Source organism: Pseudomonas sp. TMW22091 (assembly GCF_022496705.1).
Lineage (GTDB): Bacteria > Pseudomonadota > Gammaproteobacteria > Pseudomonadales > Pseudomonadaceae > Aquipseudomonas > Aquipseudomonas saxonica.
In genome coordinates, this window is the sequence record NZ_SCFI01000002.1 from 280,887 (window position 1) to 295,055 (window position 14,169).

The 14,169-nt window shown below is 55.7% G+C and carries 16 protein-coding genes and 2 pseudogenes; 9 read left to right on the forward strand and 9 right to left on the reverse strand.

Annotated features, from left to right (window positions below; genetic code table 11):
* Positions 1–73 precede the first annotated feature (73 nt).
* Positions 74–637: pseudogene (locus EQV93_RS05000) on the reverse strand (ATP-binding protein); the annotation flags it as partial.
* Here EQV93_RS05000 and EQV93_RS05005 point away from each other — a divergent pair.
* The 3 genes and pseudogenes from EQV93_RS05005 to EQV93_RS05015 all read left to right on the forward strand — a co-directional run.
* A pseudogene (locus tag EQV93_RS05005) lies at positions 637–1,107 on the forward strand (LysR substrate-binding domain-containing protein); the annotation flags it as partial. The pseudogenes EQV93_RS05000 and EQV93_RS05005 sit on opposite strands and share 1 nt — an antisense overlap.
* Before the next feature lie 116 nt (positions 1,108–1,223).
* Complete coding sequence (locus tag EQV93_RS05010) at positions 1,224–1,727, forward strand: Hcp family type VI secretion system effector (protein WP_146426679.1); 504 nt, start codon at positions 1,224–1,226, stop codon at positions 1,725–1,727.
* Positions 1,717–2,349, forward strand: coding sequence for a DUF4225 domain-containing protein (locus EQV93_RS05015; protein ID WP_240890986.1), 633 nt, complete (start codon positions 1,717–1,719; stop codon positions 2,347–2,349). The genes EQV93_RS05010 and EQV93_RS05015 overlap by 11 nt, the downstream gene beginning before the upstream one ends.
* 939 nt (positions 2,350–3,288) lie before the next feature.
* On the opposite strand, the gene EQV93_RS05020 is transcribed toward EQV93_RS05015, so the two are convergent.
* Together EQV93_RS05020 and EQV93_RS05025 are read right to left on the reverse strand one after the other, a co-directional pair.
* A complete protein-coding gene (locus tag EQV93_RS05020) occupies positions 3,289–4,782 on the reverse strand; it encodes a YifB family Mg chelatase-like AAA ATPase (protein ID WP_240890988.1) in 1,494 nt (497 codons plus the stop codon).
* Between the two features lie 149 nt (positions 4,783–4,931).
* Complete coding sequence (locus EQV93_RS05025; RefSeq protein WP_122786279.1) at positions 4,932–5,192, reverse strand: accessory factor UbiK family protein; 261 nt, start codon at positions 5,190–5,192, stop codon at positions 4,932–4,934.
* A gap of 415 nt (positions 5,193–5,607) precedes the next feature.
* Between EQV93_RS05025 and glnK the strand changes: the two genes are divergently transcribed.
* The 3 genes from glnK (at position 5,608) to sutA (ending at position 8,144) form a co-directional block, all read left to right on the forward strand.
* A complete protein-coding gene (gene glnK, locus EQV93_RS05030) occupies positions 5,608–5,946 on the forward strand; it encodes a P-II family nitrogen regulator (protein ID WP_002555808.1) in 339 nt (112 codons plus the stop codon).
* Positions 5,947–5,980: 34 nt separating this feature from the next.
* Positions 5,981–7,318, forward strand: a complete 1,338-nt coding sequence (locus tag EQV93_RS05035) for an ammonium transporter (protein WP_122786280.1) — start codon at positions 5,981–5,983, stop codon at positions 7,316–7,318.
* A 502-nt stretch (positions 7,319–7,820) separates the two neighbouring features.
* The gene (gene sutA, locus EQV93_RS05040; RefSeq protein WP_146385566.1) at positions 7,821–8,144 is read left to right on the forward strand and encodes a transcriptional regulator SutA; all 324 of its coding nucleotides are present in this window, start codon (positions 7,821–7,823) and stop codon (positions 8,142–8,144) included.
* Between the two features lie 70 nt (positions 8,145–8,214).
* Here the strand turns inward: sutA and EQV93_RS05045 are convergent, their stop codons facing one another.
* The 6 genes from EQV93_RS05045 to lptM are packed head-to-tail and all read right to left on the reverse strand — an operon-like array spanning position 8,215 to position 12,780.
* Entirely contained in the window at positions 8,215–8,904 is a 690-nt protein-coding gene (locus EQV93_RS05045; RefSeq protein ID WP_240890995.1) for an HAD family hydrolase, read from the reverse strand.
* The gene (xerC, locus tag EQV93_RS05050; RefSeq protein WP_122786283.1) at positions 8,901–9,797 is read right to left on the reverse strand and encodes a tyrosine recombinase XerC; all 897 of its coding nucleotides are present in this window, start codon (positions 9,795–9,797) and stop codon (positions 8,901–8,903) included. Before xerC ends, EQV93_RS05045 begins: the two co-directional genes overlap by 4 nt.
* A gap of 2 nt (positions 9,798–9,799) precedes the next feature.
* A complete protein-coding gene (locus EQV93_RS05055) occupies positions 9,800–10,516 on the reverse strand; it encodes a DUF484 family protein (protein ID WP_122786284.1) in 717 nt (238 codons plus the stop codon).
* A gap of 13 nt (positions 10,517–10,529) precedes the next feature.
* On the reverse strand, positions 10,530–11,360 hold the full coding sequence (gene dapF, locus EQV93_RS05060) for a diaminopimelate epimerase (RefSeq protein WP_122786285.1): 831 nt from the start codon (positions 11,358–11,360) through the stop codon (positions 10,530–10,532).
* 4 nt (positions 11,361–11,364) lie between these two features.
* Positions 11,365–12,612 (reverse strand): diaminopimelate decarboxylase, encoded by a 1,248-nt coding sequence (gene lysA / locus EQV93_RS05065; RefSeq protein WP_122786286.1) that lies wholly within the window; start codon positions 12,610–12,612, stop codon positions 11,365–11,367.
* Positions 12,613–12,624: 12 nt separating this feature from the next.
* Positions 12,625–12,780: an LPS translocon maturation chaperone LptM gene (lptM, locus tag EQV93_RS05070; RefSeq protein ID WP_122786287.1), complete on the reverse strand. Its 156-nt coding sequence runs from the start codon at positions 12,778–12,780 to the stop codon at positions 12,625–12,627.
* A gap of 203 nt (positions 12,781–12,983) precedes the next feature.
* On the opposite strand from lptM, the gene cyaY reads away from it, so the two are divergent.
* The 3 genes from cyaY to rnk all read left to right on the forward strand — a co-directional run bounded on the left by cyaY (position 12,984) and on the right by rnk (position 14,109).
* Positions 12,984–13,316, forward strand: coding sequence for an iron donor protein CyaY (cyaY, locus tag EQV93_RS05075; RefSeq protein WP_240890997.1), 333 nt, complete (start codon positions 12,984–12,986; stop codon positions 13,314–13,316).
* A gap of 2 nt (positions 13,317–13,318) precedes the next feature.
* Positions 13,319–13,525, forward strand: coding sequence for a DUF1289 domain-containing protein (locus EQV93_RS05080; protein ID WP_122786289.1), 207 nt, complete (start codon positions 13,319–13,321; stop codon positions 13,523–13,525).
* A gap of 170 nt (positions 13,526–13,695) precedes the next feature.
* Positions 13,696–14,109 carry a nucleoside diphosphate kinase regulator gene (gene rnk, locus EQV93_RS05085; RefSeq protein ID WP_122786290.1) on the forward strand — a complete coding sequence of 138 codons (414 nt, stop codon included), beginning with the start codon at positions 13,696–13,698 and terminating at the stop codon, positions 14,107–14,109.
* Positions 14,110–14,169: the final 60 nt, after the last annotated feature.

Genomic DNA, 14,169 nt, shown 5'->3' on the forward strand with positions numbered 1-14,169 from the left:
GTTTTGAGACTAGGATCGAGGACCGCAGAACGGGATGACTGGGTGACACATGTTGACATGGAGGCCTAAGGCTGAGTTCATCCAAAAACAATACGCCGTGATGCGCCAAGGTGATTTCGCCCGGTTGCGGTTTAGAGCCGCCCCCCACCAATGCGGGGCCAGAGGCTGAATGGTGCGGCTGACGAAAAGGGCGTTGCGGCCAGCAGCTTAACGGCACATGGCCGGCAACGGATTGAATGGCGGCCACTTCCAGCGCTTCCTGCTCGTTCAGCGGCGGCAGCAAGCCGGGCAGGCGGCTGGCTAACAGGGTTTTGCCCGTACCGGGAGGGCCGGTGAACAGCAAGTTGTGGCCGCCCGCTGCGGCGATCAACAGTGCACGCTTGGCTGAGAGTTGCCCTTGTACATCGCTGAGGTCTGGATAAGGTTTGCTGGCGTGCAACAAGCCGCTCGCCACATAGGGTTCAATCACCGAACGGGCAGAAAAGTGCGCCACGACTTGCAGCAAATGTTCAGCGGCAATGACCGTCAAACCTGAAGCCAGGCTGGCTTCTTCTGCATTGGCCATCGGCACAACCAGAGCACGACCCGCCGCACGAGCCACCAGTGCGGCTGGAAGAACGCCCTGCACAGGGCGAAGGTCACTTCCCGCCTGACTGGGAAGCGACCTTGCTGTTTCCCGAGATGCTGATCCCGGTGGGTGCGCCCAACGTGCAAGACGAATTGCCCTGGAGTGCCGAACGGCTGGCGGCGACCGAATTGTTTCACCCTACGCCTGACCGTCGGGACTGGCGGCGCTGGCTCGACTGCATGGGACTGACCGCAGGGGTCTCCCTTAAAGGCGGCCAGGTATTCGACACGCTGGAGTTGGGCATGATTGCTGCGGCTAGGGGTTATGGCGTCTCCATGGGCGATTTATTGATGGTCGCCGAAGACGTTGCTCAGGGCCGCTTGAGCCTGCCCTTTCGCGCGGCGGTGGCCAGCGGTGAAAATTACTACCTGGTATGGCCCAAAACCCGCCCCGGGGGCGAACGGTTGCGCCGCTTGAGCGACTTTTTGCTGCAAGAGGTGGATGCCATGGAACTGCCAGAGGTGGAACGGCTGGGCTGAGTCTGATCATTGCCGGTTTTGTTGAGCGGTTCTTTTGAAAACTTCAGAAAGCCCCTACAAAGCTTGTATCGCCACTCGCTCAAAATGCAGGCTTCAAACCTGATCGTGAGCAGCGCATGGCCAATAACAGTTACATGACCATTAAGGGTGTCAATAACGGCCTGATCTCCGCGGGGTGTTCGACCCCGCAGTCCATGGGTAATAAATGTCAAACCTCACATCTGGACGAGATCATGGTGTTATCGGTGACCCATGGTTTGCTCGCCGGGCAGGTCACCAGCGCGTTCGGTAGCAACGCCAATCACTCCCCTGTGGTGATCACCAAATACATCGACAAGTCTTCGCCACTTCTGGCTAAAGCATTGGATGACGGCGAAAAGGTGAATTGCATTATTCATCTCTACCGGGCGTCACCCACCGTAGGCGAAGAGAAGTACTTCAGAATCGAATTGCGAGAAGCCCGTATTGCCCAAATTGTTCTGCACGTCCCTACCTCGAGTGCAAATGGTCAATCGCAACCGATCGAAACGGTCGCCATTCGCTATGGCGACATCATCCTCGAACATATCGCCGCCCGTACCAGCGCGGGCATGACGTGGCAGGTTCCTCATGAAAGATGAGGCGCAGTGCTCACTCGACGACCTCAACCAAGCCGCCGAGGAGCTTATTGCACTGGGCTGTGCGGCCGGTGCGATGCATATCCATGACGGTGTTGCCCGGTTGGGTTTTCTCGGGGAAGTCTCGGCGTTTGTGGATGAGGTGGTTGAAGATGTGAAAGAGGGCGTTATTAGTGCGGCTGAAGGCGTTGCTGTTTTTTGGGATGAGCAGCAGGAGTTGAGGGATAAGTTGGCTTATTATGGAAGAAATGGGTTTACATTTGCTGGTGGGGTTACTCAAATATATTTAAGTGTTGGAGTAACTGTCGCTACGCGTGGTGCATCGGTGAGTGCAGGAATAATGTACGGATCTCATGGTGTTAACAATATTTATGAAGCATCCATGAATATTTATAATGGTCATGGTGCTACGCCTGCAGAAGGGCCAGTCAGAAAATTTTATCAATATATAGCAAGGGGCGAGTATGAGGGTAATATGATGTATGGGGCTGCTGATATAGGATTGTCTTTAAGAGGTCTCCTTGGGTTGGTTAGAAAGCCAGAAACTTTTCAATTGTTTAGATCTGATCCTTTGAATTACGAGCGCGCATATAAAAAAAATGGGAGTGTTGGCTTTGTTTTTTGAGTCGGTCGTTAATAGTATTACGGTGGAGTCTATGTATACTGACTCCAGTAAACATGAATTCGAACGGCCTGCCTCCCATTGATCTAAGTTGCACACGACCGTTACGGATGCGAATTAAATCATATTGTCCTGATATGCTAATTTCAGCGAGGGGGGAATTTAAAAGTTTGTACAGTTTTCTTTATCCTCCACTCAGAAGCTTTAGCAGGGCTCTAAATTGGAAGCGAAAGCCAAGTAATACCAACAAGCAGTAAGTAGGGATAACAAGGAAAAGAGGTGGTCGTCCTTGAAGTTCAAAAATAAACTTCACTACTCCAAGCAGGAGGGCAGTATAAAAAATTGCCCCTCCGAGTACAGTTAGGCAAGCACTAAAAATAGTAATAAAATCGTACTTACGCATAATGTACAAGCACGATGCATGAGGGTTTATTTTGATTCATAATTAAGCCAGTCGTGTTGCTGGAAGAGGCAGTTGTATGCGTGAATGGTATGTAGCCAATCATATGAGTTTGCTTGTGTGCGCCATTCCTATAGCATATGACTCATTTTAGGGGTGTAGTAAATAAGTCCAAGCATGAGTGGTGTCAGAAAAACCCAATGCCTAATGATTTAAAAAGAACAAGATCGATATCCGCAAAAGAGTCTACTAGGCTCATCATGATGGCTGTATAGAGTCCGCAGAACCGAATAGGGCTAAACTTAAACTGGCAATAGCCTGAATTTCAAGTACATATATTTAATCCAAGGTCGATGCGAGTAATAAATAATATTATAGGTGTTGGGAGATCGTCAATGGCGATCACAATTTACGAGTGACTGAATATTGTTATACCTTCTACCGCATGTTTTCATAGGTGTGATCTTCTAATTGTGGCGTTATTTTAAAAATAAAAGATTAATCCCCGTGTGCTCGCAGAAATTTCCTACAGTAAATAATATTCACCGACTGTCCGGCCGATACTGTAACGCTTCCGCCAAATGCTTCCTCTCTATCTCTTTTACTTGCTCCAGATCCGCCAATGTTCGCGCGACCTTCAATAAGCGATGGGCTGCGCGCAGCGATAAGCTCATGCGCTCACACGCGGTTTCCAGCCAAACGTTATCCACAGCACTGAGCGTGCAGTGAGTCCGTACGCCCTTCAAGTCGAGAAAGGCATTGGCGCACCCCTGACGCTGCAATTGCCGCTCACGGGCAGCCGCCACCTGTTCGGCAGCATTGGCCGTGGTGTCGTTTGAGGCCTGCGCAGGATTAAGCGAGGTGGTTTCGCGCGCCACGGTCAGGTGCAGGTCGATCCGGTCGAGCAAGGGGCCGGACAGTTTGTTGCGGTATCGCTGGATTTGCTCCGGCGTGCAGCGGCAGCGTCCCGTCGGTTCACCCAGATAGCCACACGGACAGGGATTCATGGCAGCGACCAGTTGAAACCGAGCCGGAAAGCGCATGCGGTCGCGAGCGCGGGCAATCACGATAAAACCCGATTCCATCGGTTCTCTTAAAACCTCCAGAACCTTGCGGTCAAACTCGGGCAGTTCATCCAAAAACAATACGCCGTGATGTGCCAAGGTGATTTCGCCCGGTTGCGGTTTAGAGCCGCCCCCCACCAATGCGGGGCCAGAGGCTGAATGGTGCGGCTGACGAAAAGGGCGTTGCGGCCAGCAGCTTAACGGCACATGGCTGGCAACGGATTGAATGGCGGCCACTTCCAGCGCTTCCTGCTCGTTCAGCGGCGGCAGCAAGCCGGGCAGGCGGCTGGCTAACAGGGTTTTGCCCGTACCGGGAGGGCCGGTGAACAGCAAGTTGTGGCCGCCCGCTGCGGCGATCAACAGTGCACGCTTGGCTGAGAGTTGCCCTTGTACATCGCTGAGGTCTGGATAAGGTTTGCTGGCGTGCAACAAGCCGCTCGCCACATAGGGTTCAATCACCGAACGGGCAGAAAAGTGCGCCACGACTTGCAGCAAATGTTCAGCGGCAATGACCGTCAAACCTGAAGCCAGGCTGGCTTCTTCTGCATTGGCCATCGGCACAACCAGAGCACGACCCGCCGCACGAGCCACCAGTGCGGCCGGGAGTACGCCCTGCACAGGCCGAATAGCGCCGGATAACGCCAATTCACCGAGACACTCCACTTGTTCCAGCGCCGCTGCGGGCATTTGCCCACTGGCAGCCAATATGCCCAGCGCTATCGCCAGATCAAAGCGTCCGCCATCTTTGGGTAAGTCGGCGGGCGCCAGATTCAAGGTGATGCGTCGGGCGGGGAAATCAAACCCCGAATTCAGAATGGCGCTTCGTACCCTGTCCTTGCTTTCCTTGACCGCTGTTTCGGGCAGCCCGACCAGTGTCAGCGCTGGCAAACCATTCGCCAGATGAACCTCAACCGTGACGGCGGGCGCCTCCACACCGACTTGGGCGCGGCTGTAAACGATGGCCAGCGACATGACTCATTCCTTGAGCGGGCAAAAGACGCATGGTGCGCGAATCACAGGCCAAGGGCAGGGCGTGAATGGATACGGGATGTGTTTGTACGACGATGCGGCTATCCGCTCTTAGAGCTAAAGATCGTGAGCTAACGCACCGCCGTCGAGCGTTATTCGCCGGGCGGCAACAGCTTGGCTTCAAGCTCCGCGACTTTGGCTTCCAGGCTTTCGAGACGAGCGCGGGTGCGGGCCAGTACCACCATTTGGCTGTCGAATTCTTCGCGGCTGACCAGGTCCAGTTTGCTGAAGCCACTTTGCAGCAAGGCTTTGAACTGGCTTTCGATTTCGTTACGTGGCAACGGCGTTTCGCCACTGAACAAACGGGAGGCTTGGCCACTCAGGGCGTCGAGAAGGTCTTTGGGAGCGAGCATGGGTAAGGTCCTGAAAACTGATGGTGGCGAGTGTAGCACGCAGGCTTTGGGCCCCATGTACACGGCTCGGCGCACAGCTTTCGCGCAGGCTGCTCGCAAGCTGTGCACTGTTTGGGTGCATAAATGCCGTCAGCGCAAGAGCAAAATGCCATCTGTTCATGATAATTGACTGTAATGATTGGTTTTTTCAGACATGGCAAGGTTTCTGCTTAGTTGCCAGTGACTCATGTACTGATGCAGTTGCTGTGACGATGGTAGTGCGGCAGGTGGTTCAGGGAGTGTTTTCGTCACCAGCGATTGATACACGTTGTGTTGCTTGCAACTGGCAACGACGCGTTACAAAGCCAGACACTGCGCTTAGACTTGAGCCGGGTTTGTTTTCCTGGGGCAAGTCCACCAATTCGGGAGAAGTTTCATGAAGCTAGTCACCGCCATTATCAAGCCGTTCAAGTTAGACGACGTACGCGAGTCGCTGTCTGAAATCGGCGTGCAGGGCATTACCGTTACTGAGGTTAAAGGCTTCGGCCGTCAGAAAGGTCACACCGAGCTGTATCGCGGTGCGGAATATGTGGTCGATTTTCTGCCAAAGGTGAAGATTGATGTCGCCATTGACGACAAAGATCTTGACCGGGTTATCGAGGCGATAACCAAGGCTGCCAACACCGGCAAAATCGGTGACGGCAAGATTTTTGTAGTCAATCTGGAACAGGCTATTCGCATCCGTACCGGCGAAACCGATACCGACGCAATCTAAGCCGCCAAACCCCAACGCCCCAGGAGAAAACACAATGACTCTGCGTAAATTCGCAGGGCTCGGAGCCCTGTTGTCTGTCGTAATGCCTGGCCTGGCCATGGCCGCAGACGAAGTGGCCGCTCCAGTCCTGAACTCCGGCGATACCGCCTGGATGCTGACTGCAACCGCTTTGGTGCTGTTGATGACCATTCCCGGCCTTGCGCTGTTTTACGGCGGCATGGTGCGCTCCAAAAATATTCTATCCGTGATGATGCAGTGCTTTGCCATTACCGGGCTGATCAGCATTCTGTGGGTCATTTACGGCTACAGCATTACGTTTGATACGACGGGCATGGAAGAAGGCGTCACCAACTTCAACTCGTTCATCGGCGGTTTCGGCAAGGCATTTCTGGTGGGCGTGACGCCGGCCAGCCTCACCTCGGCCACGGCACTGTTCCCTGAAGCAGTGTTCATCACCTTCCAGATGACCTTTGCCATCATCACCCCGGCACTGATCGTAGGCGCCTTTGCTGAACGCATGAAGTTCTCGGCCATGCTGATCTTCATGGGCGTGTGGTTCACGCTGGTTTATGCGCCTATCGCGCACATGGTCTGGAGCGGTCCTGGCGGTCTGATGTGGGACTGGGGTGTGCTCGACTTCGCGGGCGGCACAGTGGTGCACATCAACGCCGGTATCGCAGGTCTGGTGGCGTGCATCGTACTGGGCAAGCGCAAAGGCTACCCAACCACCCCGATGGCTCCCCATAACCTGGGTTACACCCTGGTCGGTGCCGCCATGCTGTGGATCGGCTGGTTCGGCTTCAACGCAGGCTCCGCCGCCGCCGCTAACGGCACTGCGGGCATGGCCATGCTGGTGACGCAGATTGCCACGGCCGCTGCTGCACTGGGCTGGATGTTTGCCGAGTGGATCACCCACGGCAAGCCAAGTGCCTTGGGCATCGCCTCAGGCGTGGTAGCCGGCCTTGTGGCTATCACTCCCGCCGCAGGCACCGTAGGCCCTATGGGTTCCATTGTGATCGGCCTGTCAGCAGGCGTGATCTGCTTCCTGTGCGCCACCGCACTCAAGCGCAAGCTGGGATATGACGATTCGCTGGATGCGTTTGGTGTTCACGGCATCGGCGGTATCGTAGGCGCCATTCTGACCGGCGTGTTTGCGGCCCCTGCAGTGGGTGGTTTCGGCGCGGTAACCGACATTGGTGCCCAAGTCTGGATTCAGTTCAAAGGCGTCGCCTTTACCATCGTCTACACAGCGGTGGTGACCTTCATCATTCTCAAGGTGCTGGATGCCGTCATGGGCCTTCGAGTGACTGAAGAGGAAGAGGCGGTTGGTCTGGATCTGGCTCAACACAACGAAAGAGGCTACAACTTGTAAGTAGCACTTTTTAAAAATACCCGGCTTGCCGGGTATTTTTTTGTCTCGAATGTGCGTTATCCCCTTCAAGACAATGATTTTTCCTACAGTTTTAAGAAGGATCCCGGCGGGTAAAATTTGTAGGATGAACACTTACCGCACAACTCGACTATTAGCTGCTTTGTTTTTTTCTAGAGCACGCTAGAATGCGCGCCGAGGGCAGCAAAGCTGCTCCCTGTGCAAGATGAAGACGTGGACAATCTCCTGACGTTTCCATGCTTTGCAAGTCGGGCTGTTGCAGATCGTGTCTGTAGGGCAAGGTCGGTGGCAGAAGGCTCGCTGGCACAGTGTTTTTGGACGGGCAGCGTGAATATGACGGTGCTTGTAAAGTCCTCATCACCCTTCGCGGTGAAGAGGCGTAAGCCGGGGATTGACCAGGGCTACTTTTTCGCCACCCGAGGTCGACATTTGTCGCATCTGGTCTATATAAATAATCTGCTTTACGAAAGTCATGAGGTAGAACATGAGCGACGACGATCTGGAAAATGATGACCTCGAAGTAGGTGACGAGGACGAGACCGAAGAGGGTCTTGAAGCCGCTGCCGATGACGTGGCCGACGACGATGGCGAAGATACGCCGGTCCCTGTGGCCAAAGGCAAATCCAAAGCTGCAGTGTCGGTTGATGACCTGCCCAGCGTAGAAGCCAAAAACAAAGAGCGTGATGCTCTGGCTCGCGCGATGGAAGAGTTCCTTTCCCGTGGTGGCAAGGTGCAGGAAGTCGAGGCGAATGTGGTGGCAGACCCACCCAAAAAGCCAGACAACAAGTACGGCAGCCGTCCTATCTAAGGATTGCCACTGGGCTTGAAAAGAAAACCCGCCGTCGCTGCGGGTTTTTTTTGTGGGGTTCGAAAAGTGGTTATTTGAATTGCTTAAGTACCGTCGGCAACTCACTCAAACACCCGATCTCGGCATCAGGAGCCTTGTCGCCGTCCCAGTGCTTGCCGCCAGGGTTGAACCACACCGCCCGCAAACCGGCTTGCTGTGCACCGGCAATATCATCACCCGGATGATCGCCCACATGCACCGCTGCGCCTGCCATCACGGCACCCCGCAACAATGCCTCGTGAAACAGCCGTGCATCTGGCTTGGCGATTCCGATGTCTTCGGCGCACAGCACGAATTTGAAATGATGCCCCAGCCCGATGCGCCGCACATCAGCGTTGCCATTGGTCACCACGCCTAGCGCGTAATCCCGGGCCAGTGCCTCCAGCGTCGGTTGCGCCTGCTCGAAAACCTCTAGTGCATGCCGAGCTTCGATAAATACCTCGAACGCTTCATCAGCCAACTGCTGAGCATTGGCGTAACCCGTGTCTTGAAGCGCGTGAAACAACACGCGACGACGCAGTGCACTGATTCGGTGCTTAAGCTGGGGTTGCTCCGTTAAAACCCGCAGGCGAAGTGCTTGAAAGTCGGCAACATCAAGAGCGCCCGCTTTTGGTGCATGAGTCAACAGCCAGTCACGCAATTGAGTTTCTGCATGCACGATCACAGGGGCGGTGTCCCACAGTGTGTCGTCGAGGTCGAAGGTAATCAGCTCAATCGTCATTCACTGTCCTTGCTGCGTTTGGCCCGTGGGTGGGCGCTGTCATAAACCGATGCCAGATGCTGGAAATCCAGGTGGGTATAGATTTGAGTGGTTTTGATGTCGGCATGACCCAGCAACTCTTGCACTGCACGCAAGTCCTGCGAAGACTCCAGCAAGTGGCTGGCAAACGAGTGGCGAAGCATGTGTGGATGCAGATTCTGGCCCAGCTCGCGCTCGCCTGCTGCTTTGACCCGTAGCTGAATTGCCCTGGGACCCAGGCGTTGGCCCCGCTGGCTGATAAAAACGGCATCATCTTGCGGGTTAGCCAGTGCGCGCAGGGGCAACCACGCCTGTAAGGCCTCACGCGCTTTTCTGCCCACGGGCAACACGCGGGTCTTGCTGCCTTTGCCGAGCACCTGAATCAGGCCATCGGCCAAGTCCAGTTGCTCCAGATTGAGCCCGGTCAGTTCTGACAGGCGCAAGCCCGAGGAATAAAACAGCTCCAGAATGGCTTGATCGCGCTGCGCCAGAAAGTCCTCTTCAACGGCTCCTTCCAGTAACTGAAGGGCTCTATCGGTATCAAGGGTTTTGGGCAGGCGACGTTCACCCTTTGGCGGCGCAAGACCATTGGCCGGGTCGTGGTCGCACAGGCCTTCACGGTTCAGGTAGTGGTAAAGCCCGCGAACGGCTGATAACAGCCGCGCAATGCTGCGTGATGATTGACCTTGCTGGTGCAAGCGCGACACAAGCTGGCGCAGGCGTTGTATATCCAGGGCGGCCCAACTGGCGATGGACGCTTTGTCGCAAAACGCCAGAACCTTATTCAGGTCGCGGCGATAGGCTTGCAGCGTGTGGGGCGACACTTGGCGCTCACTGCGCAAGTGAGTGCAGTAAGCGTCCAGTTGCCGTTCCACAACTAACGTACCGAACGCAGTGCGTGGGTAAAGCGCGGCAACACACGGCCCAAGACTTCGGCGATGTGATTCAGAAACAACATACCCACCGAGCTTTTGTAGTGCTGCGGGTCGCGGCTGGCCACCGCCAGTACGCCGTGCAAGCCCAGATGATTGAGCGCAACCACAGCGGTGGAGCCGATTTCCTTGCGCTGACTTTCGCCGAACAAGAAGTCCAGCTCATGCTCGCGCAAGCTGCCACTCACGGCTTTGCCTTCTGCCAGCAAACCGCCCAGGGCGCGCTGAGCTTCTGCACTGCTGACCCAACGGCCAACAGGCATTGGATTGTCGCCAAACAGCACCAGGCTAACGAACGGCACCTTAAAGTCCTGTCGCAAGCTGTCTTCGACGGCGATCACCAATTCTTCAAGGCTGGTGGCGTCCATCAAGGCCAGGTTCAGGCGACGGGTTTTTTCAAACAGGCGGTCGTTATCGCGTGCCACGTCCATCAGTTGCGACAAACGATGACGCATTTCGATATTACGGCCCCGCAACAATTCCAGCTGGCGCTCTACCAACGAAATGGTATCGCCACGCTGATGAGGTATGCGCAACGACAGCAGCAGTTCGTCGTGCTGGCTGAAGAAGTCGGGATGGGCCTCCAGGTAGGCGACCACCGCGACAGCTTCGGGGCTTTGCTCAGTAAGTTCGAGGTCTGAAGACGGTGGCTGATCGGTCATTGTGTGCGCTCGCTCATAAACGGACTTGTCCTTCGTAAACGCGCATGGCAGGGCCGGTCATGATCACCGAATGGCCCGGGCCGGCCCATTCAATCGACAATCGCCCGCCTGGCAAGTCGAGGATCAAGGGTGAGTCCATCCAGCCTTGGCTGATGGCTGCCACTGCCGCCGCACAGGCGCCTGTACCGCATGCCTGAGTTTCCCCGGCACCGCGCTCCCATACCCGCAATTGCCCGCGCTGGCGATCAACCACGTGCAGAAAACCGACATTGACCCGGGCCGGAAAGCGCGGGTGATGTTCGATCTTTGGCCCCAACTCATGCACTGGCGCGTTATTGATGTCATCCACACGCAGGACTGCGTGTGGGTTACCCATTGAAACGGCTGCCAACTCAACCTTCTGCCCGTCCACATCCAGCTCATAGCTCAACGCTTGAGCGTCGGCTACAAACGGGATGTCTTGCGGGAGCAAGCGAGGTGGGCCCATATCGACACTGATTTGCCCATCGCTGCGAATGTTCAGCTCAATGATGCCGCTTTTGGTTTCAACCTTGATCTGACGCTTGGTGGTCAATCGCTTGTCGAGCACAAAGCGCGCAAAGCAGCGCGCCCCATTGCCGCATTGCTCCACTTCCGAGCCATCGGAGTTAAAGATCCGATAACGGAAATCCACTTCCGGGTTACTGGGCGCTTCAACCAGCAACAGCTGATCAAAGCCGACACCCGTATGGCGATCACCCCATTGCTTCGCGTGTTTGGGCAGGATGTGCGCGTGCTGGCTGACCAGGTCGAGCACCATGAAGTCATTGCCCAGGCCATGCATTTTAGTAAAACGCAGCAACATGGGATTACTCCGGCAGCAGGCTTTCGCCAGCAAACAACTCAGCGACAGTCTCGCGACGGCGAACTTCAAACGCTTGATCGCCATCCACCAGCACTTCTGCGGCGCGACCACGGGTGTTGTAGTTCGAACTCATCACAAAACCGTAGGCACCGGCCGAATGCACGGCCAACAAATCGCCTTCAGCCAGCGCCAACTGGCGGTCTTTGGCCAGGAAGTCGCCGGTTTCACAGATCGGCCCAACGATGTCATAAGCACGGGCTTCAGTGTCGCGTGGGCGTACTGCAGTCACATCCATCCAGGCCTGATACAGCGCCGGGCGAATCAAGTCGTTCATGGCGGCATCGACAATGGCGAAGTCTTTGTGCTCGGTGTGCTTGAGGTACTCGACCTGCGTCAGCAGCACGCCGGCATTGGCCACGATAAACCGACCCGGTTCAAACACCAGCGCCAGATCGCGGCCGTCGATACGCTCACGTACCGCTTTGATGTAGTCACCCGCCAGTGGCGGCTCTTCATCGCGATAACGCACACCCAGGCCACCACCAAGGTCGATGTGGCGCAGGTAGATGCCGCAATCGCCCAGTCGGTCGACCAGCGCCAGAAGGCGGTCCAGTGCGTCGATAAACGGCTCGAGCGTGGTCAGTTGCGAACCGATATGGCAATCCACGCCTACCACTTCGAGGTTCGGCAACTGGGCCGCACGGATATACACATCCTCGGCATCCGCGATGGCGATACCGAATTTGTTTTCTTTAAGACCGGTGGAAATGTACGGGTGAGTGCCCGCATCAACGTCCGGGTTGACTCGCAGCGAAATCGGCGCGCGAACACCCAGCTCGGCGGCCACCACTTGCAGGCGCTCCAGCTCGTCGGTGGATTCAACGTTGAAGCAATGCACACCCACTTCCAGCGCACGTCGCATATCGTCGCGGGTCTTGCCGACACCGGAAAACACGATTTTGTCTGCCGAGCCGCCAGCGGCCAGAACACGTTCCAGCTCGCCACGGGAGACAATGTCAAAACCGGCGCCCAAGCGCGCCAGGACATTGAGGACTGCCAGGTTGGAGTTGGCTTTGACGGCGAAACACACCAGGTGCGGCATGCCATTCAGCGCGTGAGCGTAAGCGTTGTATTGCGCCTCGATGTGCGCACGGGAGTAAACGTAAGTCGGCGTGCCAAAACGCTCGGCGATAGCCGTCAGCGCGACACCTTCGGCGAACAGTTCACCATCCCGGTAGTTAAAAGCGTCCATGGTGCTCCCTTATTATTGGTGCTTGTGCGCTTGCGATTGCGACGACTTCGCTTGCTCATCGGGAGATTTACTGTCATCGGGCAGATACAGCGGACCTTTTTGACCACAGGCAGAAACAAGGCAGGCAACCGCGACGAGCGCAGCAATAGAAGAGATCAGGCGCTTCATGGCGAAATCCTTTGAAAAGCATTAATTGCGCCCGAGTATACCGAGCACCCAGCAGCTTGCCTATGCAGTAGACGGCTCGCGCCAAACGGCCTGTCTGGATAATCAGTATTGCGTCGAGACGCGTCGTCTTAGGGTTTGCAATCGCTCTGGAGCGCCCGTATCTTGCGAGTTCCGAGCATGACTAGATATTACGAGGTTCCACCATGAGTTTGACTCAAGCCCGTTTCCACGATCTGGTCGATGCAACCCAGCAAGTACTGGAAGACATTTTTGACGATAGTGATCTGGATGTAGACCTTCAGAACTCGGCCGGCGTTTTGACGGTCACGTTCGAGAATGGTAAATCGCTGATTTTCAGCCGCCAGGAGCCTTTGCACCAGCTCTGGCTCGCTGCACCAGGTGGCGGTTTTCACTTTGACTACGATGAAAAACTCAGTGCATGGAAATGCGATAAAAGCGACGAACTGCTCAGCGAAATGGTATTTCACCTGACAAAGGATCATTCCGGCGCTGAGCTGGACTTTGAAGAGATTTAATAGTGACTGCTCCTGCTAAACCCGCAAAACCGCTCTACAGCAACGTCAGCCCGGCCGTGGCTTCACCCTGCATCAGCACGTGCCGGCTGGATGAGCACAAAGTTTGTCTGGGCTGCTTTCGGCATGTCGAAGACATCCGCGAGTGGCGCTCGGCAGACGACCAGCGTCGGCGGGTGATTTGTGAGCAGGCCCGGCAACGAAAGGGCTAAGTCTCCAATCGCCGCCTTCGGCAGCGTTTACAGAGTCCTTGCACGGCTTGTGTATTTATTGTGCTGTGGTAGTGTCCGGGTTCGCCTCGCACTACCGAGGTTGGTCAAAACCCCGCCATTTCCCGGCGGGGTTTTGCTTTTTCGTGCAGAAAAAAGGAGTCTGCCAGGTCATGGGTACAGAACCTCAAATCATCCTCACTCGCCTGGACGTTCAGCGTCTGGAGAAACTGATCGACAGCCTGGACGACACGTTGCCGGGAGTGGTTGCCCTTCAAGCTGAACTGGACCGGGCAGAAACCGTGGTTGGCCATGAAGAAGTGCCAGCAGGCGTTGTAACCATGAACTCTCGCGTGCACTGTCGCGAAGAAATCAGCGGCAAGGACTATCACCTGACCCTGGTTTATCCGAAAGATGCCAACGCCGACGAAGGCAAAATCTCCATTCTTGCGCCTGTCGGTAGCGCGTTGCTGGGCTTGCAGACGGCTCAGCACATCAACTGGCCTGCGCCGGGTGGCAAAACCCTTAAGCTGAAGCTGCTCGAAGTTGAATATCAGCCTGAAGCCGCTGGCGACTTCGACCTCTAACCCTGCCCTTTATCGACGGTAGCGCTCAGTTTCGCGGCGCTACCCGAAAGCCTGGGTTTC